The sequence below is a fragment of the Bordetella sp. N genome (assembly GCF_001433395.1).
In the GTDB taxonomy this organism is placed as follows: domain Bacteria; phylum Pseudomonadota; class Gammaproteobacteria; order Burkholderiales; family Burkholderiaceae_B; genus Bordetella_C.
Map to the genome: position 1 here is coordinate 6091371 of NZ_CP013111.1, position 25874 is coordinate 6117244.

General features: G+C 61.5%; 23 protein-coding genes. 10 read left to right on the forward strand and 13 right to left on the reverse strand.

Features of this window, described 5'->3' with window-relative positions; all coding sequences use genetic code 11:
• The first annotated feature begins 158 nt into the window (after positions 1-158).
• From ASB57_RS26310 to ASB57_RS26320, 3 genes are all read left to right on the forward strand, one after another.
• Positions 159-1772: an ABC transporter substrate-binding protein gene (locus ASB57_RS26310; RefSeq protein ID WP_231755258.1), complete on the forward strand. Its 1614-nt coding sequence runs from the start codon at positions 159-161 to the stop codon at positions 1770-1772.
• A complete protein-coding gene (locus tag ASB57_RS26315; protein ID WP_057654845.1) occupies positions 1769-3658 on the forward strand; it encodes a CocE/NonD family hydrolase in 1890 nt (629 codons plus the stop codon). Before ASB57_RS26310 ends, ASB57_RS26315 begins: the two co-directional genes overlap by 4 nt.
• Positions 3659-3757: 99 nt before the next feature.
• Positions 3758-4828 carry an ankyrin repeat domain-containing protein gene (locus ASB57_RS26320; protein WP_057654846.1) on the forward strand — a complete coding sequence of 357 codons (1071 nt, stop codon included), beginning with the start codon at positions 3758-3760 and terminating at the stop codon, positions 4826-4828.
• Positions 4829-4848: 20 nt separating this feature from the next.
• On the opposite strand, the gene ASB57_RS26325 is transcribed toward ASB57_RS26320, so the two are convergent.
• Positions 4849-5754 carry a LysR family transcriptional regulator gene (locus ASB57_RS26325; RefSeq protein ID WP_057654847.1) on the reverse strand — a complete coding sequence of 302 codons (906 nt, stop codon included), beginning with the start codon at positions 5752-5754 and terminating at the stop codon, positions 4849-4851.
• A gap of 146 nt (positions 5755-5900) precedes the next feature.
• Here ASB57_RS26325 and ASB57_RS26330 point away from each other — a divergent pair, with 146 nt between their 5' ends.
• Positions 5901-6914 (forward strand): zinc-binding alcohol dehydrogenase family protein, encoded by a 1014-nt coding sequence (locus ASB57_RS26330; protein WP_057654848.1) that lies wholly within the window; start codon positions 5901-5903, stop codon positions 6912-6914.
• Positions 6915-7005: 91 nt separating this feature from the next.
• On the opposite strand, the gene ASB57_RS31775 is transcribed toward ASB57_RS26330, so the two are convergent.
• Positions 7006-7353 (reverse strand): cupin domain-containing protein, encoded by a 348-nt coding sequence (locus ASB57_RS31775; protein WP_082621848.1) that lies wholly within the window; start codon positions 7351-7353, stop codon positions 7006-7008.
• Between the two features lie 190 nt (positions 7354-7543).
• Here ASB57_RS31775 and ASB57_RS26335 point away from each other — a divergent pair, with 190 nt between their 5' ends.
• On the forward strand, positions 7544-8701 hold the full coding sequence (locus ASB57_RS26335) for a cobalamin-independent methionine synthase II family protein (RefSeq protein WP_057654849.1): 1158 nt from the start codon (positions 7544-7546) through the stop codon (positions 8699-8701).
• A gap of 17 nt (positions 8702-8718) precedes the next feature.
• On the opposite strand, the gene ASB57_RS26340 is transcribed toward ASB57_RS26335, so the two are convergent.
• From ASB57_RS26340 to ASB57_RS26360, 5 genes are all read right to left on the reverse strand, one after another.
• Entirely contained in the window at positions 8719-9141 is a 423-nt protein-coding gene (locus tag ASB57_RS26340; RefSeq protein WP_057654850.1) for a GFA family protein, read from the reverse strand.
• 62 nt (positions 9142-9203) lie between these two features.
• Positions 9204-10184: a tripartite tricarboxylate transporter substrate binding protein gene (locus tag ASB57_RS26345; protein ID WP_082621849.1), complete on the reverse strand. Its 981-nt coding sequence runs from the start codon at positions 10182-10184 to the stop codon at positions 9204-9206.
• Positions 10185-10404: 220 nt separating this feature from the next.
• Complete coding sequence (locus ASB57_RS26350; RefSeq protein ID WP_057654852.1) at positions 10405-11604, reverse strand: MFS transporter; 1200 nt, start codon at positions 11602-11604, stop codon at positions 10405-10407.
• Positions 11605-11747: 143 nt separating this feature from the next.
• Positions 11748-12713 (reverse strand): tripartite tricarboxylate transporter substrate binding protein, encoded by a 966-nt coding sequence (locus ASB57_RS26355; RefSeq protein ID WP_057654853.1) that lies wholly within the window; start codon positions 12711-12713, stop codon positions 11748-11750.
• Positions 12710-13921 (reverse strand): M20 aminoacylase family protein, encoded by a 1212-nt coding sequence (locus ASB57_RS26360; protein WP_057654854.1) that lies wholly within the window; start codon positions 13919-13921, stop codon positions 12710-12712. Before ASB57_RS26360 ends, ASB57_RS26355 begins: the two co-directional genes overlap by 4 nt.
• A 160-nt stretch (positions 13922-14081) precedes the next feature.
• Here ASB57_RS26360 and ASB57_RS26365 point away from each other — a divergent pair, with 160 nt between their 5' ends.
• On the forward strand, positions 14082-15014 hold the full coding sequence (locus ASB57_RS26365; protein WP_197424832.1) for a LysR family transcriptional regulator: 933 nt from the start codon (positions 14082-14084) through the stop codon (positions 15012-15014).
• 15 nt (positions 15015-15029) lie between these two features.
• Here the strand turns inward: ASB57_RS26365 and ASB57_RS26370 are convergent, their stop codons facing one another.
• The 5 genes from ASB57_RS26370 to ASB57_RS26390 form a co-directional block, all read right to left on the reverse strand.
• Positions 15030-15821 carry a hypothetical protein gene (locus tag ASB57_RS26370; protein ID WP_057654856.1) on the reverse strand — a complete coding sequence of 264 codons (792 nt, stop codon included), beginning with the start codon at positions 15819-15821 and terminating at the stop codon, positions 15030-15032.
• A gap of 27 nt (positions 15822-15848) precedes the next feature.
• Positions 15849-17261: a DUF2252 domain-containing protein gene (locus ASB57_RS26375; RefSeq protein WP_057654857.1), complete on the reverse strand. Its 1413-nt coding sequence runs from the start codon at positions 17259-17261 to the stop codon at positions 15849-15851.
• Positions 17262-17375: 114 nt separating this feature from the next.
• Positions 17376-17768, reverse strand: a complete 393-nt coding sequence (locus ASB57_RS26380) for a hypothetical protein (protein ID WP_156414275.1) — start codon at positions 17766-17768, stop codon at positions 17376-17378.
• 62 nt (positions 17769-17830) lie between these two features.
• A complete protein-coding gene (locus ASB57_RS26385; RefSeq protein WP_082621851.1) occupies positions 17831-18148 on the reverse strand; it encodes an alkyl sulfatase C-terminal domain-containing protein in 318 nt (105 codons plus the stop codon).
• A gap of 191 nt (positions 18149-18339) precedes the next feature.
• Positions 18340-19224, reverse strand: a complete 885-nt coding sequence (locus ASB57_RS26390) for a LysR family transcriptional regulator (RefSeq protein ID WP_057654860.1) — start codon at positions 19222-19224, stop codon at positions 18340-18342.
• A gap of 117 nt (positions 19225-19341) precedes the next feature.
• On the opposite strand from ASB57_RS26390, the gene ASB57_RS26395 reads away from it, so the two are divergent.
• The 4 genes from ASB57_RS26395 (at position 19342) to ASB57_RS30860 (ending at position 22252) form a co-directional block, all read left to right on the forward strand.
• The gene (locus ASB57_RS26395; protein ID WP_057654861.1) at positions 19342-20112 is read left to right on the forward strand and encodes an enoyl-CoA hydratase/isomerase family protein; all 771 of its coding nucleotides are present in this window, start codon (positions 19342-19344) and stop codon (positions 20110-20112) included.
• Between the two features lie 72 nt (positions 20113-20184).
• The gene (locus ASB57_RS26400; protein ID WP_057654862.1) at positions 20185-20850 is read left to right on the forward strand and encodes a peroxiredoxin-like family protein; all 666 of its coding nucleotides are present in this window, start codon (positions 20185-20187) and stop codon (positions 20848-20850) included.
• A gap of 46 nt (positions 20851-20896) precedes the next feature.
• Positions 20897-21613, forward strand: coding sequence for an SDR family oxidoreductase (locus ASB57_RS26405; RefSeq protein ID WP_057654863.1), 717 nt, complete (start codon positions 20897-20899; stop codon positions 21611-21613).
• Between the two features lie 72 nt (positions 21614-21685).
• Positions 21686-22252 (forward strand): DUF3800 domain-containing protein, encoded by a 567-nt coding sequence (locus ASB57_RS30860; RefSeq protein WP_197424834.1) that lies wholly within the window; start codon positions 21686-21688, stop codon positions 22250-22252.
• Between the two features lie 187 nt (positions 22253-22439).
• Here ASB57_RS30860 and ASB57_RS26415 read toward each other — a convergent pair whose 3' ends face one another.
• On the reverse strand, positions 22440-25364 hold the full coding sequence (locus tag ASB57_RS26415) for an autotransporter domain-containing protein (RefSeq protein ID WP_057654865.1): 2925 nt from the start codon (positions 25362-25364) through the stop codon (positions 22440-22442).
• Positions 25365-25874 lie beyond the last annotated feature (510 nt).

The following is a 25874-nucleotide window of genomic DNA, read 5'->3' on the forward strand; positions in this document are numbered from 1 at the left end:
CGCGCGGCTCAGGCCCGCTGGTTCGCTAGGGTTAACACTTAACTTTACGAAAAACGCATAGCGGCATGCTGCCTAAGCATAACGTTGTCCGCGGCACGCACCACCGGCATCCTGTGCAGGCCCTGACGTGCCGCATAAGCAAGCCCCCCCGAATCGGCATGACCGGCCACAAGGAAAACCGCATCATGATCGAAGCCACCCGCCGCGCCGGTCTGACAATGGCGTTAGCCGCCGCGTTGTGCGCAGCCACCGCAACGGCAACGGCCCGGCCGTTGACCATTGCCGTCGCCGCCGAACCCTCTTCCATGGACCCGCTGTTCTCACGCACGGGCAACAACCAGGCCGCGGCGGAAAACATCTTCGACCGCCTCGTCTCCACCGACGAAAACATGCAGGTGCAGCCCGGCCTGGCCGTGTCGTGGAAGGCCGTCACGCCCGATACCTGGGAAATCAAGCTACGCCAAGGCGTGAAATTCCACGACGGCACGCCCCTTACGCCGGACGACGTGGTGTTCTCGCTACAGCGCGCGGGCACCGTGGCCAACAGCCCGGCGCCTTTCACGGGCGCGGTGCGCGGCATCGAAAAGATAGAAATCGCCGATAGCGAGACTTTGCGCATCCATACCAAGGGCCCGGTCCCCGACTTCATGGAGCAGGCCGGCCTGGTGTACATACTGGCCAGGCACGCGGCGGACGGGAAGAAGAATGAGGATTTCAACCGTGGCACGGCAGCCATCGGCACCGGCCCCTACAAATTCAAGCAATGGCAGCCCGGGGACCGGCTGGAGCTGGTGCGCAACGACGCGTACTGGGGCCGCAAGCCGGACTTCGAAACCCTGACCATCCGCTATATCAGCAACGGCGCGACCCGCGTGTCGGCGTTGCTGTCCGGTACGGTGGACCTGATCGACAGCGTGCCGCCCACAGACGCTGCCAAGTTGAAGACCAATCCCGCCATCAGCGTGTTTTCGTCGCCGTCGGCGCGCCTGATCTACCTGGCGCTGGACTCGGCCCGCGACCGCAGCCCCTTCATCACGGACGCAGCCGGCAAGCCCATGTCGGTCAACCCGTTGAAAGACGTGCGGGTGCGGCAGGCGATCTCGGCGCTGATCATGCGTGAACCTTTAACGGCGCGCATGCTGAGCGGCGCCGGCGTGCCGGCCGGCCAGATGGTGCCCGAGGGCTTGGGCGGCTATTCCCCGGCCCTGCCCGCACCCAAATACGATCCCGCCGCGGCAAAGTCGTTGCTGGCGGCCGCGGGCTACCCCAATGGCTTCGGCATCACGATCCACACGTCCAACGACCGCTTCTTCGGGGACAGCGAGATCGGCCAGGCCATGGGCCAGATGCTGGCCCGCGGCGGCATCAAGGTCAACGGCGTCGTCACGCAGCCGTACAACATTTACGCCGGCGCGGCCGCCAAGCAAACCTATAGCGCCTTCATCTTTTCATACGGCAACAGCACCAGCGACTCGGCCAACGGCCTGACCAACGTGCTGGCAACGTTCGACGCGGAAAAGGGCACCGGCGCCTTCAACCGGTCGCGCTACTCCAATCCGCGCTTCGACAGCCTGCTGGCGCAGGCCTCTTCGCAATTCGACACGGCGCAGCGCGACGCGTTATTGCGGCAGGCAGCCGAAACCGCCTTCAACGACGTGGCGGTGGTGCCGCTGTACTTCCCCGTGGTCGAGTGGGCGGCCCGCAAAGGGATCACCTTCAAGGCCAACAAGCTGGAACGCACGTCGGCTCAATATATAGAGGAAAAGAAATGAGCACCGCCACCCCCGGCTTTGAATTACTGAGCGACGTCATGGTCACGATGCGTGACGGCGTGCGCCTGGCCACGGACATTTATCTACCCGCCGGTTACCGACCGGGCCAGGACGCGCCCTTGCCCACGATCGTCGAACGCACGCCATACGGCAAGGCCGAGGTGTCTCGGTCCGAACGCATCGGCGACCGCCAGGGCGTTCCCCGCGGCGAGGTGGCGCAATATTTCGTGGCGCGGGGCTACGCGGTGGTCTTCCAGGATTGCCGGGGCCGCTACGGCTCGGAAGGCGTCTTCGTGAAGTACCTTTCCGATGGCGAGGATGGCTACGACGCTTTGACCTGGATCGCGCAACAACCCTGGTGCGGAAAGATCGGCACGATGGGTTTGTCTTACGCGGCGCATACTCAGATGGCGGCCGCCTGTTTGAATCCACCCGGCCTGGCGTGCATGGTGCTGGACTCCGGCGGCTTCTCCAATGGCTACCAATGCGGCATCCGGCAGTCGGGCGCGTTCGAACTGAAACAGGCCACCTGGGCTTTCAAACAGGCGCGACTTAGCCCCGCCGCACAGGCCGATCCGCTGGTGGCCGCAGCGCTGGACGCGCAGGACATCAAGCAATGGTTCACGCGCATGCCCTGGCGGCCGGGACATTCGCCCCTGAAGTTCGTGCCGGAATACGAGGACTATCTGTTCGAGCAATGGCGCGCCGATACCTTCGACGAATCCTGGCGCCGTACGGGCATCTACGCACAGGGCTATTACGGCGAGATTCCCGATATTCCAATAGCCTTGATGTCCAGCTGGTACGACGCGTATGTGCGCACGACCATGGAAAACTACCATGGGTTGACGCAGGGCCGCAGCGCCCCGGTGCGCCTGATCATGGGACCTTGGCTGCACGGCGATCGCAATACCCCGTATTCGGGCGACGCCGATTTTGGCGAGGCAGCGAAGCTGGATGGGCATCTCGCCGAACACTGGCTAGCGTTCAGGCTGGCTTGGTTCGACCGTTGGCTGAAGGGGGCTCCGGCGCGTGTGGATGACCCTGTGGCGCGCCTGTTCCTGATGGGCGGCGGCAGCGGCCGGCGCAATGCGCAAGGACGCTTCGACCATGGCGGGCGCTGGATCACTGCCGCGGGATGGCCTCTGCCCGAAGCGGCGGACACGGCATTCTATCTACACGCTGACGGCGGCCTGTCCACGCAGGAGCCTGCCGCTGGCGACGCGCGTATCTCGTACGCATCGGATCCCCGCCGTCCGGTGCCGACGATCGGCGGTTCGCTGACGTCCGGCGAGCCGGTGTTTTCCGGCGGGGGCTTCGACCAGCGCGAGGACGATCGATTCTTTGGGTGCGATCACCCCGGCATGCCGCTGGCGGCGCGCGACGATGTGGTGGTGTTCCAGACAGAAGTTCTGGAAAAGGACGTTGCCGTCATCGGGCCCGTGACGGTGCACCTGTTCATCTCGTCGGACGCGACCGACACGGACTTCACGGCGAAGCTGGTCGATGTCTATCCACCCAACGCGGATTATCCCGAAGGCTACGCCTTGAACATTACCGACGGCATATTCCGCTGCCGCTTCCACGAGTCGTGGGAAAAGGCGACGGCGCTTGAATCGGGCAAGGTTTATGCCATCACCATCGAACCGTTTGCGACATGCAATCTGTTCAAGCAGGGGCACCGCATCCGCGTCGATATTGCCAGCAGCAATTTTCCGAAATATGACGTGAACCCCAATACCGGCGAGTCGGCGGCGGATGCACGCGTCACACGGATTGCGGTGAACACGCTGCATCTATCGAAGCAGCATCCGTCGTCCATCACGCTGCCGCTCGCGGATCCAGCTGTTTTGCAGGAACTGGCACCTTACGCGGTAGGGCCGTGAAAGGCGTCGTAGCAGATCGAATCCTATGGCACCACCCGCTGCGTATACGATGAGGCCTTTCCGCGGTTTCGCCTTAGACCGGAATGGAGCGTATGCAGGATGCCTAAAGCCAGGAAGAAGACCCTACCCAAGGATTTCGAGGAACTGTTGGAGGCCGGCGACGCTGCGGCGATCAGGGCCGTGTTCGAAAGCAGCGAGGTGAACGCGCGCGGCGGTATCTGGAAGCAGACCGCTTTGGCATTCAACGAGCTGCCCGATGAGGTGGCCGCATGGCTGGTTGAAAACGGCGCGGATATCGCCGCGGCGGACCAGTATGGGGCCACGCCCTTGCACGCTCGCTCCGGCCATTGGCAGGGCAGGATAGCCATCCTGTTGACCTTGGGCGCGGACCCGAACGCGGTCGATCCCAAGGGCAATACGCCCTTGCACAAGGCTGCCGCGATCGGCAATGTCCGTACTGCGCAGGTCTTGTTGGAGCACGGCGCGCGTGTCGACGCGACCAATAATCAAGGGGCGACGCCGCTGGTCCACGCGCTGCGACAGTGCAGCAATGCCAAGATCGAGGAAATCACGGGCGTGGCCGATCTGCTGTTGAATGCGCCAGCTCAAACGCAGGGCGGGACGGTCATCACCCAGGAGATGCGCGATTGCGTGCAGCGCATAGGCACGGATTTCGAATTCCACCGGGACAACTTCAACCCGGACAGCGTTGAAGCGACCAGCGCCGCGCTCGACAAACTCTATCTATTGTTCGACGTGCCTCCGGTCCCCAGGCGGGTCGCCTATGACGGCAAGTCGCCCATCGTCGCCAAGGCCGCCACTTGGGAGGAGCGTCATCAAGAACTGTGGGAGTTGCTGGTGCCATCCTCTGGCGCGGCGAGCACCATGCAGGGGGAGGCGATACGCATAGCCGGACGCATCGCAAGAGAACTCGATGGCAATGGCGGCATCAATTGGGATGCCGAGTTCAAACAGATGGCTGATGCCTTGCTGACGCATTTTGGCGCCGGTCAGCCTTTGCCGGCCCCGGCGCTGCGTGAAGCCGCCACGCTGGTTGACGAGGTCAAACGCAAGGGTGGCGATCCCCGGCGCTTATGCGAACTGGCGGTGGAGTGGGTGGCGTTAAACCCCGCGCCCATTGCGTTGCCTGCGCCCGCGTACAGGCGCTGACCTTGCGCGCGCCTTGTCGATCATGTCGAGGCCGTTAGTGCCGAGCAACGTTCTCGAAGAAACGCATGCAGCTGGCTGATCACCGGCGTCAGTTGCGTGCGATGCACGCAGACAAGGTTCAAGGGAGACGGTTCGCAATGATCTTGCGGGAAAACTTCTACCAGGCGGCCGGCTGACAGGTCGGCTATGAGGTCCAGTCGCGATTTATAGACCAGGCCCTCGCCGGCAAGGGCCCAGCGCCGAACGACATCCGCATCATCGCTGATGCGGTTGCCGGTGACAGCCACCGTGCGATCGCCACCGGGTAATGTGAAGCGCCAGCGCTCGTGAATTTGCTCGCTCCAGACGAAGCGCAGGCAATTGTGGTGGCGCAAGTCGTCGACTTTGGTTGGCGTGCCATGACGCTTCAGATAGGACGGCGCCGCGCAAAGCGCGCGCCGGTTTTTGTCCGCCAGGGGCAGCGCCAATAACGACGAGTCCGGCAACGCACCATATCGGATCGCGACATCCAATGGTTCTCGCGTGAGATCGACGGCGCGGTCGCTGATCCTGATCTGTAGCGAGAGCTCCGGATGCTGGTGCTGAAATTCATCGAGCCAGGGCGCCAGAAGATTGCGCCCAAAATCAGAGGGCGCCGACACGCGCAAGGGACCTGACAAGGCTTCTCGCCCGCTCGACAGTGCCTCCTGCCCTTGCAGCTGCGCACTCAACATCGCCCGGGCATGCGGCAGATACCGCTCTCCTGCATCCGACAACTGCATGCTGCGTGTCGAGCGCGTGAACAAACGCGCCTCCAAAGCCAGCTCTAGCCGCTGAACGGACGCGCTGGCGTGGCCTGGCGAAATATTAAGGCGGCGCGCGGCTTCCGAGAAACTTCCCAGTTCAGCGGTGTAAACAAAGATTTGAAGATCGTCGAACCGGATCATTTTCTGAAAAAAACAGAAAGTGTTTGTGGGAAACGCGGGTTTTTCTGAATATTGATGAAAGATAGCATACGACGTACTGGTCTCGCCTTAGCATGGACGTGCAAGGTGAATCACCTTTCCGCTCCGTATTTGAAGGATCCCATCCCATGAAAGCTATCGGCTTTTTCCAGAACCACCCCATTTCTCACCCGGAAGCGCTCCGCGACGTCGAGCTGCCAACGCCGGAACTCCGTGACCATGACTTGCTCGTCGAAGTGAAGGCCGTCTCGGTCAACCCGGTCGACACCAAGATTCGCCTAAAGGGCGATATTCCCGAAGGCCAGCCTCGTATCGCGGGTTGGGACGCCGCCGGTATCGTTCGGGCGACCGGCCGCCTGGCCACGCGCTTTAAACCCGGCGATCGGGTCTGGTACGCGGGCGATATCACGCGGCCGGGCACGAATAGCGAGCTTCACGCCGTGGACGAGCGCATCGTCGGCCCGATGCCCACGTCGCTCGACTTCGCTGAAGCCGCCTCCTTACCGCTGACCACCATCACCGCATGGGAGCTGTTGTTCGACCGTCTGCAGGTTCTGGCAGCCGACCCGACCGACCACAACGTGCTGTTGGTCACAGGCGCGGCGGGTGGTGTGGGCTCGATCCTGACGCAGCTTGCCCGCCACATGACTGGCTTGACGGTCGTGGGCACGGCTTCGCGCCCGGAGACGCGCGAATGGGTGCTCGCGCATGGCGCGCATCACGTCATCAATCATCGTGAACCGTGGGCGGACCAGCTTGCCGCGCTCGGGATCCAGCAGGTGTCGCATGTGGCAGGGCTCAATGACAGCGCAAGCTACGTCAAGCAGATCGCGGCCGTGCTGCGTCCGGAAGGCAAGTTCGCCCTGATCGACGATCCCGTTAACCTCGATATCGGTCCCTTCAAGGGCAAGTCCATCTCGATTCACTGGGAATTGATGTACACGCGGCCGATTTTTACGACGCCGACCATCACGCGCCAACATGCGCTTCTGCGCCGCGTCTCGGAATTGGTCGATCAGGGCGTGATCAAGCACACCCTGACGAAGCGTATCGACAACATCAACGCTGAAAGCCTGATCAAGGCGCACGCCCTTGTCGAAGCGGGCAGCATGATCGGCAAGGTCGTCGTGGCGAATCCCTGATTACCGGAGCGTGATTGACCGTCTGAACGGGCACCCTGCGATCGAGTCATTGCTCTTATCGCATCGGGTGCCCATGGGCGGCATAGCCCCCTCAGACGATCACATACAGCTTGCGCAGCGTCTCGCGGATTTCCCAGATCCCACGGGTCTCGGCGGGGAAGAACAGGGAGTCGCCGGGGCCAAATTCCACTTTTTCGCCGTCTTCCGGTTGAAAACTGCCTGCGCCAGCCAGGATGTGCATGATTTCTCCGGCCTTGATGTGCCTGGGGAAACTACCCGGGGTGCATTCCCAAAAGCCGGTCTCGCAGCCAGGCCGGTTGGCTATGGTGACGTCGTATGAGCTTGTCTCGGCTTTTACTTCACCCAGGGAGCCCGGGTGTGCGGTTCTTTCGCCTAGTAATCCAGATATTTGGGAGGCAGCAAACTTCTGTATGGACATCGATGACTCTTGGTTAGTGGGTGGAATAGAGGGAGGCGTCAATTATTGCCGCAGATGGGAAAGATCAGGTCGGGTAGCGTACATCGATATGAGCCATGCTCATACTCAAGGCATGAAATCCTCAAACAAAATCTTCCGGTGCAGGCGTAGCCTCTTCCGTTTTGTGTTTTAACAAAAGGTCGGCAGCACGATGTCTGGACATTCTGATAGCAATCGCATCCTCACCACCCACGTCGGCAGTCTGCCGCGCCCTGTTGAACTGCTGGACCTGATGAAGGCCAAGGCGCAGGGGCAGGGTGATGAAGCCGCGCTGGATGCTTGCGTCAAGCGCGCGGTCAAGCAGTGCGTGCGTGAGCAGGTCGACGCCGGCATGGATATCGTCACCGACGGCGAACAGTCCAAGGTCGGTTTCTTCGCCTATGTCCGCGAACGGATTCAGGGCTTCGAGCCGCGCCCGGGCGCAGGCTACGCCGCCTTCGACGCGGAAGTGGAGGCTTTCCCCGAGTACTACAAGGAATATTTCGGCACGGCCATGCTGGGCGGCAACATCCTGCCCTTCGTTCCGGTTGCCTGCACCGGACCCATCGCCTATGTCGGCCTGGACAAGGTGCAAGAGGACATCGAGAACTTGCGCGTCGCGCTTGCCGACGTACCGCATCATTCCGCCTTCCTGCCCTCGGTGGCGCCCAACGGCGTGGGCACCAATGAATACTACAAGAGCGACGCCGATTATCTTGAAGCCGTGGGCGAGGCGCTGCGGATGGAATACAAGGCCATCGTGGAGGCCGGCTTCAGCGTGCAGATCGACGATCCTTTCCTGCCGGATCTGTTCGCCGAGCGCCATCTGGACAACGCCGCCATCCGACGCAAGGCCGACGATTACGTGCAGATCCTCAATCATGCGCTGCGAGGCCTGCCCGCGGAGCGCGTGCGTTATCACACCTGCTACAGCATCAATGAAGGTCCGCGTATCCACGACGTTCCTTTCATCGAGTTCGTCGCCTGGATGTTGAAGATCAATGCCGGTGCTTATTCCTTTGAGGCGGGTAATGTCCGCCACGAGCACGAGTATCACCTGTGGGAAGAGGTCAAGTTGCCGGCAGGCAAGAAACTCATCCCTGGCGTGATCTGCCACGCCAGCAATACCGTCGAGCATCCCGAGCTGATCGCGGAGCGCCTGGTCCGCTTCGCCGACCGCGTTGGCCGCGAGAACGTGATCGCGGGTGCGGACTGCGGGTTTTCCTCGCAGGCCACTTACAAGACGGAAGTGCACCCGACCGTCATGTGGGAAAAATTCCGCGCCATGCGCGCGGGCGCGGATCTGGCGACGAAGAAGCTCTGGCCTTGACGCTTCGGCGGCGCCGCTCAAGCCTGTTCGCTGAGCGGCGCGGTTCCGACGCCTTCCCTATGCTGCGGGAGCGTGTCGGCAATTTCATGCCAGGGGGCTTTGGAGCCGACATAGACGTGGCATTCGGGCCGCAAGCCCGGGTCGTCATCCAGGCTGCCCAAGGCCAAGCCATATGTCCCAACATCCGCGTCGAATCGGGTCAGTATGTTGGAACCGCATACTGAGCAGAAGCCTCGGTGTTGACCTGGCGAGGATTCATAGAAGCGGACGAGCGTTTCGCCCCGCTTCCAGCGGAACTCGGATGCCTTGACGCTGCCCCGCGCGCGGAACGCGCTGCCATGGGCTTTGCGGCACATGCCGCAGTGGCAATACAGCAGGCCCTGAATCGAACCCACGATCTCGAACGCCACACCCTTGCACAGGCAGCTTCCTCGCAGCATTCCTTTCCCCTTCAGGATATCGAGCCGGCTTTAATTCTCCGGACCAGGGGCCAGGATACCGTTTACTGCAGGTCGATGCCGGCGGTGCCTATCATATCGGCCCACCCTTTTTGTTCCCGTTGCAACGACTGGGCGAACGTGCGGCTGTCGTTGCCCACGACGTCCATGCCGTTGTCAGCGAATACGCGCCGAACATCTGCATCCTCCCGCAGGGCTTTGACCATTTCCTGTTGGAGCTTTGCGACGATGGACGGCGGCGTGCCCTTGGGCGCAAAAGCACCGACCCATACGATGGCGTTCACGCCGGGGATGCCTGCTTCGGCCAAAGTGGGTACATCGGGTAATAGCGCGGAGCGCGTGTCGCCCGTGACTGCCAGGGCCCGTGCCCGGCCCGCGTCCACCAGCGGTTTCGTTGAGCCGACACTATCGAACTGCATTTCTATCTGACCGGCGATCAAGGCAGTGGCGAGGGCCGCCGTACCCTTATAGGGAACATGGGTGATGTCGATCCCGGCCGCGTGTTTAAACTGCTCTCCTGCCAGGTGGGTGACGCTGCCCGTGCCAACGCTGCCGAAGTTGAATTTTCCCGGTGTCTTACGAGCCAGGTCGATCAATTCCTGTACATTCCGGGCGGGCACAGCCGGATTCACTTTCAGCGCCAGCGGATAGCTGCCCAGCATGGTGATCGGTTCGAAGTCCGCCACTGGATCGAATGGCCTCTTGGCCTGCAACAAGGGTGCGATCAGGTGACTGCTGTTGCTGGCTATCAGGATCGTCAGCCCGTCTGGTTTGGCCCGCATGACGAAGGACTCACCAATCAAACCAGTGGCACCGGACCGGTTTTCCACCACGATAGGTTGCCCCATGGAGGCAGCCAACTTCTGCGCCAATACTCGCGCGACCAAGTCGGTGGCGCCACCCGCCGGGAACGGGGAGACGAAGGCAATGGGGCGATCCGGATAGGTTGATTGCGCCCCCGCGGTTGCACAGCTCACCGCCAACGCAACGGCACAAACGATTCGAAAAATCATTGATAGAGACATGAGGCGGCTCCTGGTAGAGACCGGAGTATCCGCAGTTCGCCTCAAACCCAACAAGTGAGTTTTCGCGAAGCAACGCTTTGTCAATCACGAAGCCTGATAAGCGGCTATCGGACGTTGCCCCGGATAGATCTTCTAGTTTCCGCAGTAGAGCGTTAGTGTGGTGCAAATGCTGGTGCAAAGTCCGCACCAATACTGTGCCTGGAGACGGTCTTGCTTTCTTCTAAATCATGGTCCGGCTTCGACCAGACTGATATGCGAACACGGTAACGAGCACACTTGCCGCGACCAGGATCGCGAGTGAGTACGTCCAGTCGGAAGTCACCTGGTGAACCACTCCAAAGAGAACCGGACCCAAGGCGCCGGCGCCGTATCCGACGAATTGAGCCATGCCGGAGAGCTCGGCGGCCTGTTCATGGGTTACGGAGCGTAGCGCGAAAAACGACAGGCTCGTCGTCAATGAAAGGCCTGCGCCCAACCCTGCGATCATCAGCCACAGAAGGGGAAAGGGCGCCGTCACCATCATGCCAAACGTGCCTGTGAGGTAGAGAAGTCCGCATGCCGCGCCGATGAGCCGCTGGTCTTTCGTTCTCTTGATGATCGGTGCCGCCGCGAGGTTGGTGGCAATCGCGATAACCTGGAAAAGCAATAGATCCACGCCGGCCGTTGCCGCTGAGACGCCCCTCGATGCAACGATGGTCGCATACCAACTTACGATTGAGTAAAACACGACCGTCTGGAACGCGAAGAACGCCGATACCTGCCAGCCGATTACCTGTTTCCAAGGCGATCGGTGCGCTTCTGGCCTCGCCGTCGCGGACGAATGAATCCTGTGTCGCGCTGCCCGAATCTGCGGCAGCCATGCGAGCAGCGCCAGTCCGGAGAAAATGGACCAACCACCCAGCGATATGCGCCAACTCGATCCGGAAGCGTGCGCGAGCGGCACCGCGAGGCCAGCGCCTAACCCGGCAAATAGCGCCATCGCCGCTGCGTAGATCCCGATGAGCGATGCGGCGTGGTTCGGATAGCGGTATTTGACCAGGCCCGGCAGCAATACATTCGCCACGGCGATGCCCGCGCTGAGGATCAGCGTGCCGACCCAAAGGGCAGAGGGTAGCGGTAAGGAGCGAATCAATGTGCCAATACAAATAGCGATCAAGGAGGCGGCCAGTCCCCGATCAGCGCCGAGCTTTCTACCCAGCGCTGGCGCGACGAGCGATACGATCCCGAAGACGACTAGTGGAAGCGCGCTCAGCAGGCCGCCAATGGCGTCGTTCAAGCCGAGCTCGGACTGCACGTCGCCGAGCAAGGGGCCGAGGCTCGTTATGGGTGCCCGAAGGTTGGCGGCGATCAGAACGATGCCAAGAGTGAAGAAAAATGCAGCACGTCGCGAAGACGTGATCGGCGCAGCGGTCGATTTCATTCCATGAACCAATAGCACTCGCATAGGCCCATTGCGGGCGTTGCGGTGGTGTGCGTTGGTTCACGTTAACGCTTACGCAAGAAGCCAATGGCCTCTTGTCTGGCGTGGAATATAGCTGTTCGAGAGGCCTCGCGCAAATTTCGTCACTCCACCGTCGCCCCCGAAGCCTTGACGACCGCGGCCCAGCGATCGATTTCGCCGTCGACATAGACTTTGAAGTCCGCGGGCGTATCGGGCTCCCCTTGTACACCCAGTTCAGCCAGCTTTGTTTGAACGTCGCTTTGGGAGAGCGCCCGGCGGATCGCGTCATTCAGGCGCTGGACCACTTCCGGCGGCGTGCCGGCCGGCGCGAAGAGGCCATACCACGACTTGATCCGGAAATCGGGCAGGCCTTGGCTCGCCGCGGTCGGAATGGCCGGTGCGGTCTTCATGGGCGTGTCGCTGGTCACCGCCAAGGCGCGCAGTTTGCCGCTCTGCGCATAGGGAAGCGACGATGGCGCATTGTCGAACATGACGTCAATCTGGCCGCCCATCAAATCCGTCAGCGCGGGGGCGCTGCCCTTGTACGGTACGTGCGTCATCGTCACTTTCGCCTGCTGGCCAAAAAGCACACCGGCAAGGTGGGTCGACGAGCCCGTGCCCGAGGATCCGAAGTTCAGCTTTCCCGGATGCTGTTGGGCGTATGCGATGAATTCCTGCAGGTTGCGCGCCGGCAGAGAAGGGTTGATCACGATCATGTTGGGAAAGCTGGCGATCATGCCGATCGGCGCGAAATTCTTCCGCAGATCGAATGTCAGGCCGTGATAGAGCGTCATATTGATGGCGGTCGCATTCGATCCCAAGAACAGCGTGTAGCCGTCTGGAGCCGACCGCGCCACATAGGCCGCTGCGATATTCCCGCTGGCGCCCGGACGATTCTCGATGATCACGGGCTGGCCGAATTGTTGTCCTATTGCTTGTCCGACCAGGCGCGCCAGTGTGTCCGCGGAACCGCCCGGGGCGTAGCCGACCTGGAGCTTGATCGGCTTGTCCGGGAAGTCCGCGGCAAGGGCAGGGACTGTAGTCGCAAAGGCGGCAAGACTGAGTATCAGGGCAGGAAATCGGATCATGATTTTTCGCGCGAAGAGATAGAAATGGGGCCTGTGCTTAGATACCGCTCGACCAGGCGGGACCAAAAAGAGGCGCCGAGGACCAGGTTGTCATCGTTGAAGTCATACTTGCCATGGTGGACGGGATAACTCGCGGGACCGGTGCCGTTACCGAGACGCAGGAAGCAGCCAGGCCGTTGCTGAAGCATGTAGGCGAAATCCTCGCTGGCCGTCACTGGTGGGTAATCCGCGACCAGGCAATCCTCGCCAAAGAGCTCCCGCGCGACTTCCGTCGCGAACGCTGTTTCCGCATCGGTATTGATCAAGACGGGGTAACCTTCAAGGATGGTGACTTCAGCACGCGTACCGTAGCTCTCGGCCTGCGAGATGGCGATGGCTTGAATGCGCTCACGCAGTAGCTGCTGAGTGGCGGGATCGAAGGATCGGACGCTGAGTTCCAGCCTGACCGACTCGGGAATCACGTTGTTCGCTACGCCGCCTTTAATCACGCCGACGGTGACGATACCGGTGCGCAGTGGGTCGACATTGCGCGACACCGCGGTCTGCAATGCCAGAACGATGCTGGACGCCGCAACCACCGGGTCGGCGGCCAGATGGGGACGTGCAGCGTGGCCACCTCGGCCATGCACCTCGATAATGATCTTGTCGCTGGCCGACATGAATGCGCCAGTGCGGAACAGGAAACGTCCCGCGGGCTCCCCGGGATGGTTGTGCAGGCCGAAAACGGCATCACAGGGAAAGCGCGTGAACAGGCCATCGGCAATCATGCGTTGAGCGCCGCTATCGTGTCCGGTCTCCTCTGCCGGTTGAAAATAGAGATGCAGGGTGCCGTCGAACCGTCGCGTCGTCCCAAGGTACAAAGCGGCCCCTAACAGCGTCGCCGTATGGCCGTCGTGGCCGCAGGCATGCATGGTGCCGGCGTGAACGCTTGAGTAAGGCAGGCCGGTCTGCTCCGTCATGGGCAGCGCATCCATATCGGCGCGGATCGCCATGGCGCGCTCGCCATTTCCCGCTTTGAGCGTGCCAACGACTCCCGTACCGCCGACGCCGGTGGTCACTTCGAATCCCCACTCCTTGAGCTTGCGGGCGACGATGTCCGCGGTCCGCTTCTCCTCGTAAGCCAGCTCTGGATGCTGGTGCAGGTCCTGTCGTATGGCTCGCAGCGTCTGCGCATGCTGCTGAAGTTCAACTAGCGTCGGATGTGTCATGGTCAAGAGGGATTGGACGGAATACGAGGCATTGTCGAAGTGCGGCGAGCGCCGAGCAATAGCAATGAACGGGTATATTTGTTGCTTTGAAAGCAACAGCGGAGCCGCGAAGTTGGGCACTAGCCCGCGATGCGGCCGCTATAAATCAAGGGGCGGAACGATGAGTGCATCGTTGAATGACCGGTGGCTGCGCTATTTCAATGAGGTCTATCGCAGCGGCACGATGCGAGGCGCGGCTGACACCTTAGGCGTCGAGGCATCGGTTATCAGCCGGCAGATCCAGCAGCTTGAGGACCATCTCGGCGTCAAGCTGTTCGACCGTAAAGGCCGGGGGATTGCTCCGACAGATGTTGCCGCCATGCTGCATGATTTTTGCCGGGAGCGCCGTGCCAGCGAGGAGAACCTGCTTGCCGCCATCGCCGACGCCAACGCCGTGCAGACGGGCTTTGTGCGTGTGGTGGTGGGCGAAGGTTTTCTCGATACCGTGCAAAGGGCGGTACTTGATCACTTCTGTCGCGACTATCCTGGCGTTGACGTGCATGTCGATCTTGCCGGCGCTGTCGAGGCGTTGAGAATGATCGGTGAAGACGAAGCCCATATCGGTATCGGGCTTAATCCCCCCGCGCACCCGTCGGTCACCTTCGTCGCCACGTGTCCGCAACCGTTGTGTGTGCTTGCCGCGCCGGATCATCCTCTGGCGCGGGCGCGGGGTGAGATTCGGCTATCGCAGGTCGCCCGGCATCGAATCGCTTTGATGACCGAGGGGTTCGGATTACGGAAGCTGGTGGAACTGGCGATGTTCTCGGAGGGGGTGGCGCTGCCGCCTGCATTTACAAGCAACTCGATCGCGATGCTCAAGCGTTATGCCGCGGCGGGGCTTGGTGTGACTTTCATGTCGACGGTCGCGGCAGCGGATGAGATCGCCAGCGGTGCGCTGGTGGCCAAGAAGGCGCACAACCCGATATTCAAGGGCGCGACCGCGACGCTCTTTACGCGCAGACACCGCGTGCTGCCGCCTTCCGCCCGCCGGCTGCTGGATGTGCTGTTGTCCACAGCGTTCCCTGCTAACGGATCCAGGAGAGGACCGCCTTGAATCGAATGCTGAAGGTCATTGCCGCAAGGGCTCAATCGTGCCCATCGAAAACCGCTGCGCCTCCAGCAGGTTGTCGATCTGATCCAGGCGGATGTAGCCAATGCGAGGAAACTCCAGGTCGATGATGACGTATAGCGTGGCGGTCATGACAGCCGCGTAGAGCGCCTGGTGAAACCAGCCACTTCCCTCGCCGCTGCTCAGGTTCAACCCGACGATACAAGCGCATAGCAAGGCGAGCACGCCGAGAAAAATATAGATCGCAGGCGGCGGGTGGGCATTCTGCGCGACCGATACTGTGGTTGAGGCATCGAACATGTCATTGGTCGCCTGGACGAACGAAGACATGAACTCCGGATCGGTATTCTTCCGCTTCATCATTGCGGTCTTCCATATCTCGTTCTGGAGTACCGCGGACCGCGCTGCGATCTCACCCCGCCCCTGCAGGTCTGCCACGTGATGGTAATAATCGAGCCGGCTGTCGACGTAGTTGCGGAACAGGTTCCGCATGTTCGCCTGGTCTGGATCGTCCAGAAGCCCTATGCGCAACCATGCCGTGCCGATGGCGTTCACCTCCTGCACGATCAGGTTTCGCCGCTCGACCAGTCTTTGGGCCGCTCCCGAGAAGGTAAAGGCGATGAGCAGTCCCAGCAGGGCAAACACTGCCGCCTCGATCGCGCCGGCCCCCGCCTGGCCAGGTTTTTTTTCAGAGACCCCATGCTTGCCGATGCTTCGACCGATTCGCATCGAGACAAGCAACAGAAAGAAGAATCCAGCTGCAATTCCGCCTAGCAAGTATGAATAGTTCATAAGCGCGCCGTGAAAGCTGGGGAAACTTCAGATGCGGAAATCCGCTGCCATGTCTTCGTCGCTGCGGGCCTCAAGTTTGCCGGAACGGCATGCCCGCATGAAGGTCGTGTAGTCCGCTTCGTTCTGATCCGCGTAGGCCAATGCGTATTTGTTCATCGCTTCGGCAAAGCTGCCGCCACGCCCGAGATATGCGGAGATTTCCACAGCTCTGCCGCTAGCCTTGGCGTGGGCCCGTGCCATGGCCCAGCCGCAGATTCGCGAATAGCCCTGAAGCAAGGCATTGCTCATGCGCTCAACTTCCGCCGACACCTTCATGTCACGCAACTGGCGGAAGTAAAAGTTGCGGCCAGCCGGTCCGGAAGTCCATCCCAGAAAAGCGTCGCTTGCGCCCTGCAGCAGTCGCTGGCCGATTACGACGCGCTTGCCCTGATGATCCTCCCCCTTGGCGGGGTAGTAGTCGGCAATGACCGAACTGCGCGCCTCCTTGACCTGCAAAAACAGAGGCTTGCCATGTCCGTCGATGAACAGCATCGCCAGGCAGAAAGTCCCCACGCTGCCGACACCAACGACCTTGAAGGCGATATCGTGCAAACGATATTGCTGCAGCAGGGTGCGCTGATCGGCCGAAAGCGTTTCGGTATAGGCCTCGAAGGCCTTGGCCAGTTTCCCCCGCCACGCCTTCGTGTCGCTCCAGTTGCTGGCAGGGCCAAGCAACGACGTCGGACCTGCTGGATGGAATAGCGCCGGCGGAGCGTCCTGAATGGTCCAGGTTCCGTCCCGCTGCACGGCCATTTTCTCCAGTACGCTGCCGTGGGTGCGTGTTTCGGCTTTCGCGATGGTTTTGTCGACGAGCTTGCGGCCTTCGTCTGTCAGGGAGCTATCCCGCACCCGCTCGAACGTAAGTATCTCGTGCCACATTTCTAGCGCGCTGAACGTCGAGTATTCCCGCATCCGTTCAGCGTATTCGTGGACGGCGGTCGAAATGAAGTCGCCGATCGTCGCCTTGCTGGCGCCTGCATGCTGGCCCGCGATCGCCAGGCTCGCCACCAGGCGCTTCACGTCCCATTCCCATGGGCCGGTAGCGGCCTCGTCGAAATCGTTGAGGTCGAATACCAGTTGCCGCTCCGGCGTCGCGAAGCCGCCGAAATTCATCAGATGGGCATCGCCGCAGATCGGAAAGACGATGCCGGAATCCACGGTCCACGCCAGGTCATGGGCCTGGAGGATGGCGCTGCCACGAAAGAACGTGAACGGAGATACCGCCATGCGTCCATAGCGCAGTGGCACCAATGATTCCACCCGTCCGGCGCTATTGGCACGCAGAAGATCCACGGGGTCACGGGCGGTATTGCCGATCTCTTTTTGTTGCGACCGTTTTGCACGTATCCGGGCTTGCTTGCCCACGGCTTTACGTTCCGTCAGAGTTTGTGGCTCAACCATTTGTGCACCTCGCTCACTCAGTACCGCTGCTGCTCGCCGGGTCGGTGTCATGGATGCCGACTCGGAAGACCCGCCGCGACGATGGGGCCTTATCGATAACAACTGTCGTGCGTTTTAATTCCGGGTTTGAGACGCTGCCTTCCATTGCCCGTCCGCGCGGCGGCAGAACAGGAACGTCCAGCGTTCGTTGGTTGTTCCTCGATGCAGCGTGGCGTGCAGTGGCCGGCAGGGCATACCGTTTTGGTCGTGAGCGGCATCGGCATGAACGTCTCCTGTCAAAGGCGCTTTGCCGGCGGCGCCGGGCGCCTGCCAGGGGAAATGCTTACCCACCTGCGGATCTTGCAGTGCTTGTACGACGGTCTGGTCGAAGCTGTTTCTTTCGTCGCGCTTCAGCGTGCCGTACAAGGTGTCTTCATTGAATGCGCCATATCCCTGGGCGCAGGCGAGCGCAGGCAGCCCGCACAAAATAAGGTTCATCAAGCCGTGTCGTGCAAGATACTTCTGCATCTTTTGCCTCCATAGCATCGCGGGCGACCAGCCTGGACGGACCAGGCCAGTCGGGCAGGGAATTACGGCGTGACGATGTTGAACCAGAATTCAAAGCTATCCAATGACGCAAGCAGATCGGATACTTTGGCCTGGTCGCCCGTGATCTTGATATCACCTTTGGAAACCGCGTCGTTGAAGCTGCCTGGTTGCCGGCTCTGCCGCTTCGGCCAGTGCGCCCCGCCAGCGGGTGTTTGGAGCAGCGAGCTTGCTCCAAATACCGCTGACGTCATCAAGCATTTGGTGCTATCGCGTCTGCTGCGCCGCGGAATTTCTCGTTCTAGGCGTGGGCGTGCAGCAGGATGCGCATAGGGGCCAGCGGCAAACAACAACGTCTTCATATCGACTACTCCTACACAACGTGAGGGGGTAACGGACGAAAAGACTGCAATGTTCCAGGCGACTCGAAGGTGCTGCTAGCGGCGCGATAAGTTGTCGTCATACTAACGACTATTTGCAATGTTGTGCAATATTCCGGATCGCCTATTGGAAGAAAGCGAAATGATCGAGGCGCAACTCCTGACGCGGCCGTTCAGTTCGTCCCTTGCATGACGTCCTGCACGAAGTCCGCGAACACGCGTGCCTTGGCTGTCGCCAGACGCCCGGTCGGAAATACCGCCCACAGATCGATGTCGGGCAGGGACCAGCCATCCAGCAGGCGGCGCACGCGGCCATCGGCCAGTTCGGGTGAGAACATCCAGTCCGATGTCAGCGTCAATCCCATGTCCGCGAGTACCGCGGCGCGGATGCCTTCGGCGGCGCTGAACCGCGCCCGGCCGCGCAGCAGCACCGACGTTTCGCCGCCGTCACGGCTGAAGCGCCATACATTGCTCAACTGGCTGAACACGATCGCTTCATGATCCGCCAGATCGCCAGGCACGCGTGGTGTCCCGGCCCGCGCCAGATAATCAGCTGTGGCCAGCACGGAGCGCCGCGACGACGCCAGCTTGCGCGCCACGGCACCGGAATCCGCAAGCGTTCCCATCCTCAACGAAACGTCGATGCCTTCAGCGACCAGGTCGATGGCCCGGTCATCCAGCACTACGTCCACCTCCAGGCCAGGATGCGCCTCAAGGAACCGCGGCAAGTGCGGGATGACGTGCAGCCGCGCGAATGTCGGCGCGGCGGAGATGCGCAAGCGTCCTGACAGTCCTGTACCAGCGCCCCGAGCGGCCAGCTCGGCTTCGTCAGCCTCCTGAATGGCCACACAGGCGCGTTCGTAGAAGCGCAATCCTGCTTCGGTGGGCGTCAACCCATGCGTCGAACGCAGCAGCAGCTTCACATTCAGCCGCTGCTCCAGCTGGGCCACGGTCTTGGATACCGCCGGTTGCCCGACTTCCAGCACGCGCGCAGCTCCTGAGAAGGAGCCCGCTTCCACCACACGTACGAAGGCAACCATTGCCGCTAAACGATCCATTTTATTCCTTTAAGGAATAGCCATTATCACCTAACGCCGTCTGCCATTCCAGTCTGGTGGCAGCCACACTGTCGATCAGCAGCTCACCGAGCTTCGATCCACAACCAAGGAAATGCCATGTCCCGCTTCAATGATTACCAAAATGCCTACCCCAACGCTCGCCTGACCCGATCGCCTGAAGGCGTGCTCGAAATCGCCTTGCATACGAATGGGGGCAAGCTGGTTTTCAACGGCCACACGCACGAGCAGTTTGTCGAGCTGTTCCATGACGTCGGCAGCGATCCCGACAACCGCGTGGTGATTCTCACCGGCACGGGTGACGCCTTCATGGACGCGATCAGCCCCGACGGTTTCGATTTCTTCACGCCGCGCGGTTACGACAAGATCTTCCGGGAAGGAAAGAAGGTGCTGATGAATATTCTCGACATCGAGGTGCCGGTGATCGCGGCACTCAACGGTCCGGTGCTTCTTCATTCGGAATACGCGCTACTTGCCGACATCGTGCTGGCTACGCCGGAAACCGTGTTCCAGGACAAGCCGCATTTCGACTTTGGCATCGTGCCTGGTGATGGCGTCAATCTGCTTTGGCCGGAAGTCATCGGCAGCGTGCGTGGCCGTTATTTCATCCTCACCCGCCAGGTGCTGGATGCGCAGACCGCGAAGGAATGGGGTGCGGTCAACGAAGTCGTGCCGGCGGATCGCCTGTTGGCGCGTGCTCATGAAATCGCCAAGGGACTGGCGCAGCTGCCGCCGCTCACGGGTCGCTATACCCGTATCGCGCTGACGCAAAAGCTGCGCCGCATTATCGACGAAGGCGCGGGCTACGGGCTGGCGTTGGAAGGCATCAGCGCAGCTGAAGTGGCGCGTTCGATGCAAGCGTCTGCGTGATCCGTTTTTCGGGCGGACCGCGTTTGAACCGGCTCGCCGCGTTTTTACTCCCGAGCTATTGAGGAACTCCCCATGTCACTGCAAGAAAAACTCGACGCTTTCAAGACCGATTTCGAGGCTGGAAAGCCGCCCTACAACGTGCCGTATTCGGTCATCGAAACCATGCACCGCGCGACCGCTGAACTGATTGCGTCCGGCGCTGCTCAGAAAGCGCTTAAGGCGGGTGACCAGGCGCCCGCCTTCACCCTCAACGACCAGGATGGAAAGCCGGTGTCATCGGCCGAATTGTTAAGTCAGGGGCCGCTGGTATTGACGTTCTACCGCGGCGTCTGGTGCCCGTACTGCAATCTGGAATTGCAGGCTGTGCAAGCTACTTTGCCCGAGATCCTGGCCGCGCATGCGAACGTCGTGGCGATTTCTCCGCAGGTGGCGCCGAACAGCCGAAAGTCGGCCCGGCAGAACGAATTGACCTTTCCTATCCTGTCCGACCCGCATAACGACGTTGCCGCCGCATTTGGCTTGCGCTTTGCGCTGCAGGATTATCTGGTGGATCTGTACAAGTCCTTGAAGAACGATCTGCCCGCATTCAACGGCGATCCGAGCTGGACCCTGCCCATGCCTGCCCGCTACGTGATCGCGCCGGACGGCACCATCGTCTATGCCGAGGTAAACCCCGACTACACGCGTCGCCCCGATCCCGCCGAAATGCTGCCAGCCATCCGCAAGGCCGCTGCTTGATCCACTTGAAGCCGCTTGCCATCGGGCAAGCGGCAAAGGATTCCCTATGTCCCGCACTTTCCTCATCACCGGCGCCAGCAAGGGCATTGGTCTTGCACTGTCCAGGCGACTTGCCGCAGCCGGACACCATGTTGTCGGCCTGGCGCGCACGGCGCCGGCTGAATTTCCCGGCACGTTTGTTTCGGTAGATCTGAGCGATGACAGCGCCACGGAAGCGGCACTGACCGATATCGCACAACGCTTCACAGTGGACGGCGTGATTAACAACGTCGGCCTCGTCCATCCTGCGCCGCTGGCTGCCGTCACGCTACCCGCATTGGATGAAGTCATGCGCGTCAATCTGCACCCAGCGGTTTTGGCGGCGCAAACCGCCTTGCCCGGGATGGAGGCACGCGGCTGGGGGCGTATCGTCAACGTTTCCAGCCTGACCATACTCGGCATGCCCCAGCGGACAGCCTATGCGGCGGCCAAGGCTGCACTGGTGAGCTTCACCCGCGGCTGGGCATTGGAATTGGCCAGCACCGGCATCACGGTCAATGCGGTCGCGCCCGGGCCGACCGAAACCGAACTGTTCCGCGCCAACAATGAGCCAGGTAGCGAAGGCGAGCGCCGCTATCTTGGAGGCGTCCCGATGGGACGCTTCGGCAGGCCCGACGAAATCGCAGCGGTCATTGCCTTCCTGTTGTCGGAAGACGCTGCATTCATGACCGGCCAAACCCTGCACGTCGACGGCGGCGCGTCTCTCGGCCGCGCAGCCTTCTGACGAACTCGAGCATGGAACTGAATCGGTGCTGGGCCGACTCAGGGTTACCTCCACATCTCAGGCCGACGATCAGTGAATGATGCCAGCCATCCTCGAAATCGATATTTCAGCGACTATGTCGTGTACGTCGATGAGAGCGGTGACCATTCGTTGGTAAGCGTTGATAAGGACTACCCAGTCTTCGTCCTGGCGCTGTGTATTTTTCATAAGCGGCACTATGCGGACAAAACCGCATGCGTGGTGGATAAGAATCGCGTGAACAGAACGGCAGGAACTTGCTCCAATCCTTATCACATCGCTTTAGGCATCTGCTTGGATGCGTTGCGTGGCTTTCTGGTGGAAAAAGGGCAAGTCGATATGAAGACCCATGTGGTCGTGGAGTGCCGTGGCAAGAAAGAGGATGCTCAGTTGGAGCTCGAGTTTCGTCGTATTTGCGCCGGCGATAACCCTGCAAAGCAGGTCTTTCCCTTCGACGTTGTTTTTGCTGACAAGAAGGCCAACCTGGCAGGGTTGCAGCTGTCCGATTTGGTGGCTCGTCCCATTGGCCTGAGCTACATTCGGCCAATGCAGTCGAACCAGGCGTTCGACGTGCTGAAACGGAAGTTCTTTTGCGATGGCGGCCGCCACAACTGGGCGTAGGGTACGAGGATGTAGGGTTGATCATCTTCCCGTCCCAAAAAGCGAAAAGCCCCGGTGAAACCACCGGGGCCAAGACGCCGACCGGGAACTCCCAATCCATTTAGGCCCTCAGTCTAAGGCGTAATCCGGGCAAAAGAAACGGTCGCCATCAAAGCCACGCGCTGCTGCCCGCCACGATGACGCCAGATCAGAAGCGCCACCTCACCGTCACTGCACCGCTGTTCTGGCGATTACCACCGCCGTATTGGCCGTTGTAGGCCAGCCCCACGGTTGCGGAACGGGTGATGGCCAGGTCGGCCCCTAGCGAGAACACCGCCGCATCGCGCGCCAGCGGGGCACCGGCCACCGTGAACGACTGGCTGCCCTGGAATGCCAGGGTAGTCGCCGGGTCCAGGTCGCCATATGCATGGCGCCAGCCCGCGGACGCGTACGCACGGCCTTGCGACGCGCCGCTTTCAAAGGTGCTTTGCAGGCGCATACCCAAGGTGGTGCTGCCTACCTTGTTGTGGCCGCTCTTGCCGGACAGCGCGGCATCGCCGCCCGATTCGCTGAAGCCGCGGATGCGCTGGTCGTTGTAGTCGGCGCCGACGAAAGGCTCCAGGCCGATGCGGTCAGTGAGCGGCAAGGCATAGCCCAGCTCACCGAAGACCTGGCTCGTGTTCCCGCTGTAGGACGCTTTCAGCGATTGGCCTACACCCGCCGCGTCGACGTTGCGTCGCGTATCGATGTCATGCCAGGTGTACCCCGCGCCCAGACTGAGGTTGATCTTGCCCGGCCCGACGGCATAAGCCTTGCCGCCGTAGATCACGCCGCTGTAGCTGTCGATGTCCGTGCGGGACGACAGGCCCTTTGCCGTGCTGTGGCTGCCGGTATAGCCAAGCGCGCCGCCCAGACGCCAGCCGCCGCCGACATGCTGGTCGCCGCCGACAAACAGGCCGCCGTCGGATTGCCGGACCTCGGTGCTGCCCTTGCTGCCGCCGAGCGTGCGCCAGTCGCCGAATACCTGCGCCCACACAGGTTGCGCCGCCGATTGCGGCAAGGACGACGCGTCGCCGCCGCCCAGTTGCGCCGTCGGTTGGCCGCGCATCATACCCGCGTTCAAATTGGCGCGCAGATGCTGCAAGGGCAGACTGGCCGCATTGTCCGCTACGCCGAACAGCGTGCTGCTGGCGCTGGCGTGCGACTCGCCCGACAGCGACTGGAACACCGCCGACGGTGCGCCGTTGGGCAGGTTCAGGATGCGGCCATACAAGGGCGTGTTGACCGGCAAGGACTGCAAGGCGTTGGCCGTCGCGCGCTGGTTGCCGTTGGTGGCCAGGTCGGCGAAACGGATGTCGCGGTTACCGCCTGGCGCCGACGAGTCTCCTTCAGCGGGAACCTGTTTCAAGTCGATGACCAGGTCGACCTTGTCGGCGGAGTAGACCAGGCTGGGGGTCAGGTAGGCGTAATTGCTTTCGACCGAGCTGAACTGGCTCCACACTCCATGGGATGCTTGAAGGATGTTGTAGGTCGTCTGGGCAGCATAGGTGGTGCCGCTGCCGATCTGGACGACCGATCCGCTAAGGGTGGCCGCACCGTTGACAAGCAGCGCGCCATGACTGCCATCTGCCGCTGCCATGACGCGGTAGGTGGAGCCGCTGTCCATGACCAGATCGCCGTTGATCGTCAGCGTGCCCGTCGGATTTGTGGCATTTCCTGGTGACAGCGTACCGCCGTTCTGGATGTGGGTGGCACCCACCTCACCCGTCCCCGCGAGCAGAGCCCGATTTTGTACAACTATCCCGGTGCCCAGCTTGCCATCGACTTCCAAGCCACCGGCTGCGACCGTGGTCAGGCCAGCAAAACGACTGCTGTCGCCGGTCAACGTCAGCAGGCCGCTACCGATCTGCACTACAGCGGCTCCGCCGGATAGTGTGCCCGCATAGGTAAAGTCGTCGCTGCGATTGAACACCAACGTACTGAGGTCCGTCAGGTACACATCGCTCACGATGGAGCCTGTCGTGCCGCCGGCCCCGATCTGCAGCATCGCGTTGTTGACCGTCGTCTTTCCTGTGTATGTATTCGCACCGGTAATCGTCAACGGCGCACCCTCGACGAACACGCCGCCGTCGCCAGTAATGCTGCCGCTGTACAAGCTGGGATAGTCCGAAAGAAATCCCAGGCGCGTGGCTGGGGCGAGCACGACGTTGCCCTGGAAACTGCCGCCCTTCATGCCGATTCTCAGCTCGCCGCCTGTTACGTAAGTGCTCCCGGTGTACCTGTTGTCAGCGCGGATGTAGAGCGTTCCGCTGCCTGATTTGGTGAGCGATCCAGATCCACTGATGAAGCTGTTGATACCGGCATAGTCTCTGGCCTCGACGTCGATTGTTCCGCCGGCGGGGTCCAGGATGATGCTGCGAGAGGTATTGAATCCATTGCCGAGTTTCAGTGTGCCGCCTGCCAGCGTGACGCTGCCTGCGGGATCGCCAAAACTGGTGTCGACGAGGGGGCTGAGGGTGCCGGCCTTGATGGTCCAGTTCGTCAGCGCTCTGGTCTCTTGGTCCAGTCTCCAGGTGCTGGTGCCCGTTTTCTCGTAGTTCGTGAATCCGTAGAACGATGAGCCCGCTACCAGAGGCGCTGTCGCCGCGATCTGCCGCACGTCGAAGATGCCGTCAGTATCCCCGCCGAGCGCCAGGGTGTTGGTGACGCCGGGTGCCGCTGCGATGACATTGCCTTGGAAGGAATAGCCGCTCTGTAATTCCAGGCGGTTGTTGGCCCCGGTGAACCGCAGGGCGGTAGTGCCTGGAGCACCCGACGCGTCTCTGCCGGCAATGATCGCGCCGCTGTTGATCACCACTGTGTTGCTGTCCGCAGTGACGCCAACGCCGGCCAATGCGGCGGGCAACGTGCCGCCTTCTACCAAAATTCCGCTGGCACCGGCATTTCCCCCACTGATGGTGCCGCTGTTGTTCAACGTCGCGCCGTCGGCTATCTCGACGCCGGTTCCGCCATTGCCTCCCATGCCGCCATAGAAAAATACGGAATTGCTGCTTCCGCCCTGGCCACCTTGGCCGCCGTTTCCCCCAGCGATGATCCCCTGGTTGATGACGGTCGCCGTTCCCTGAATCGACATGCCGGTCCCGCCGTCGCCGCCAGTACCCCCGCCTCCGGTAAGGCCAGATGCGATGGAAATGACACCCTGTCCGCCTGCCCCTCCATCGCCACCCCTTATCACTGAGTTCCTCACCTCCAGCGTCGATGTGCCGATTACCACGAGCCCATAGCCGCCAGCGCCGCCCCCGCCGCCACCGCCCCCCTGCCCGGCTGGGGATAGGGAGATGCCGCCTTGACCCCCGGAGCCTCCCTGGCCCCCGGCGGTGTTCAAGCCAGGATAGATTGCGGTGATCCCGTCGAGGGTAACGGCGATTGTGAAGGCAGTTGCGCCACCTCCGCCTCCGCCGCCTCCACCGCCACCGTTGGTGGATGAGAATACTGGTGCGTTAGCGCCATTTCCACCAGCGTTGCCGGTTGCCACGTTGCCGGCGCCTGCGAAACCGGAACCCGCGCTCCCGCCAGCTCCCCAATTGAAGTCGCCCTCGCCATCCCCATCGTTGCCGGCCGCGCCGGAGCCGCCTCCCCCGCC

Coding starts and splice junctions, on each gene's coding strand:
- ASB57_RS26310 (WP_231755258.1), top strand. CDS start 159: ATGACCGGCCACAAGGAAAACCGCATCATGATCGAAGCCACCCGCCGC.
- ASB57_RS26315 (WP_057654845.1), top strand. CDS start 1,769: ATGAGCACCGCCACCCCCGGCTTTGAATTACTGAGCGACGTCATGGTC.
- ASB57_RS26320 (WP_057654846.1), top strand. CDS start 3,758: ATGCCTAAAGCCAGGAAGAAGACCCTACCCAAGGATTTCGAGGAACTG.
- ASB57_RS26325 (WP_057654847.1), bottom strand. CDS start 5,754: ATGATCCGGTTCGACGATCTTCAAATCTTTGTTTACACCGCTGAACTG.
- ASB57_RS26330 (WP_057654848.1), top strand. CDS start 5,901: ATGAAAGCTATCGGCTTTTTCCAGAACCACCCCATTTCTCACCCGGAA.
- ASB57_RS31775 (WP_082621848.1), bottom strand. CDS start 7,353: ATGTCCATACAGAAGTTTGCTGCCTCCCAAATATCTGGATTACTAGGC.
- ASB57_RS26335 (WP_057654849.1), top strand. CDS start 7,544: ATGTCTGGACATTCTGATAGCAATCGCATCCTCACCACCCACGTCGGC.
- ASB57_RS26340 (WP_057654850.1), bottom strand. CDS start 9,141: ATGCTGCGAGGAAGCTGCCTGTGCAAGGGTGTGGCGTTCGAGATCGTG.
- ASB57_RS26345 (WP_082621849.1), bottom strand. CDS start 10,184: ATGTCTCTATCAATGATTTTTCGAATCGTTTGTGCCGTTGCGTTGGCG.
- ASB57_RS26350 (WP_057654852.1), bottom strand. CDS start 11,604: ATGAAATCGACCGCTGCGCCGATCACGTCTTCGCGACGTGCTGCATTT.
- ASB57_RS26355 (WP_057654853.1), bottom strand. CDS start 12,713: ATGATCCGATTTCCTGCCCTGATACTCAGTCTTGCCGCCTTTGCGACT.
- ASB57_RS26360 (WP_057654854.1), bottom strand. CDS start 13,921: ATGACACATCCGACGCTAGTTGAACTTCAGCAGCATGCGCAGACGCTG.
- ASB57_RS26365 (WP_197424832.1), top strand. CDS start 14,082: ATGAGTGCATCGTTGAATGACCGGTGGCTGCGCTATTTCAATGAGGTC.
- ASB57_RS26370 (WP_057654856.1), bottom strand. CDS start 15,821: ATGAACTATTCATACTTGCTAGGCGGAATTGCAGCTGGATTCTTCTTT.
- ASB57_RS26375 (WP_057654857.1), bottom strand. CDS start 17,261: ATGGTTGAGCCACAAACTCTGACGGAACGTAAAGCCGTGGGCAAGCAA.
- ASB57_RS26380 (WP_156414275.1), bottom strand. CDS start 17,768: ATGCAGAAGTATCTTGCACGACACGGCTTGATGAACCTTATTTTGTGC.
- ASB57_RS26385 (WP_082621851.1), bottom strand. CDS start 18,148: ATGAAGACGTTGTTGTTTGCCGCTGGCCCCTATGCGCATCCTGCTGCA.
- ASB57_RS26390 (WP_057654860.1), bottom strand. CDS start 19,224: ATGGATCGTTTAGCGGCAATGGTTGCCTTCGTACGTGTGGTGGAAGCG.
- ASB57_RS26395 (WP_057654861.1), top strand. CDS start 19,342: ATGTCCCGCTTCAATGATTACCAAAATGCCTACCCCAACGCTCGCCTG.
- ASB57_RS26400 (WP_057654862.1), top strand. CDS start 20,185: ATGTCACTGCAAGAAAAACTCGACGCTTTCAAGACCGATTTCGAGGCT.
- ASB57_RS26405 (WP_057654863.1), top strand. CDS start 20,897: ATGTCCCGCACTTTCCTCATCACCGGCGCCAGCAAGGGCATTGGTCTT.
- ASB57_RS26415 (WP_057654865.1), bottom strand. CDS start 25,364: ATGTCGATTCAGGGAACGGCGACCGTCATCAACCAGGGGATCATCGCT.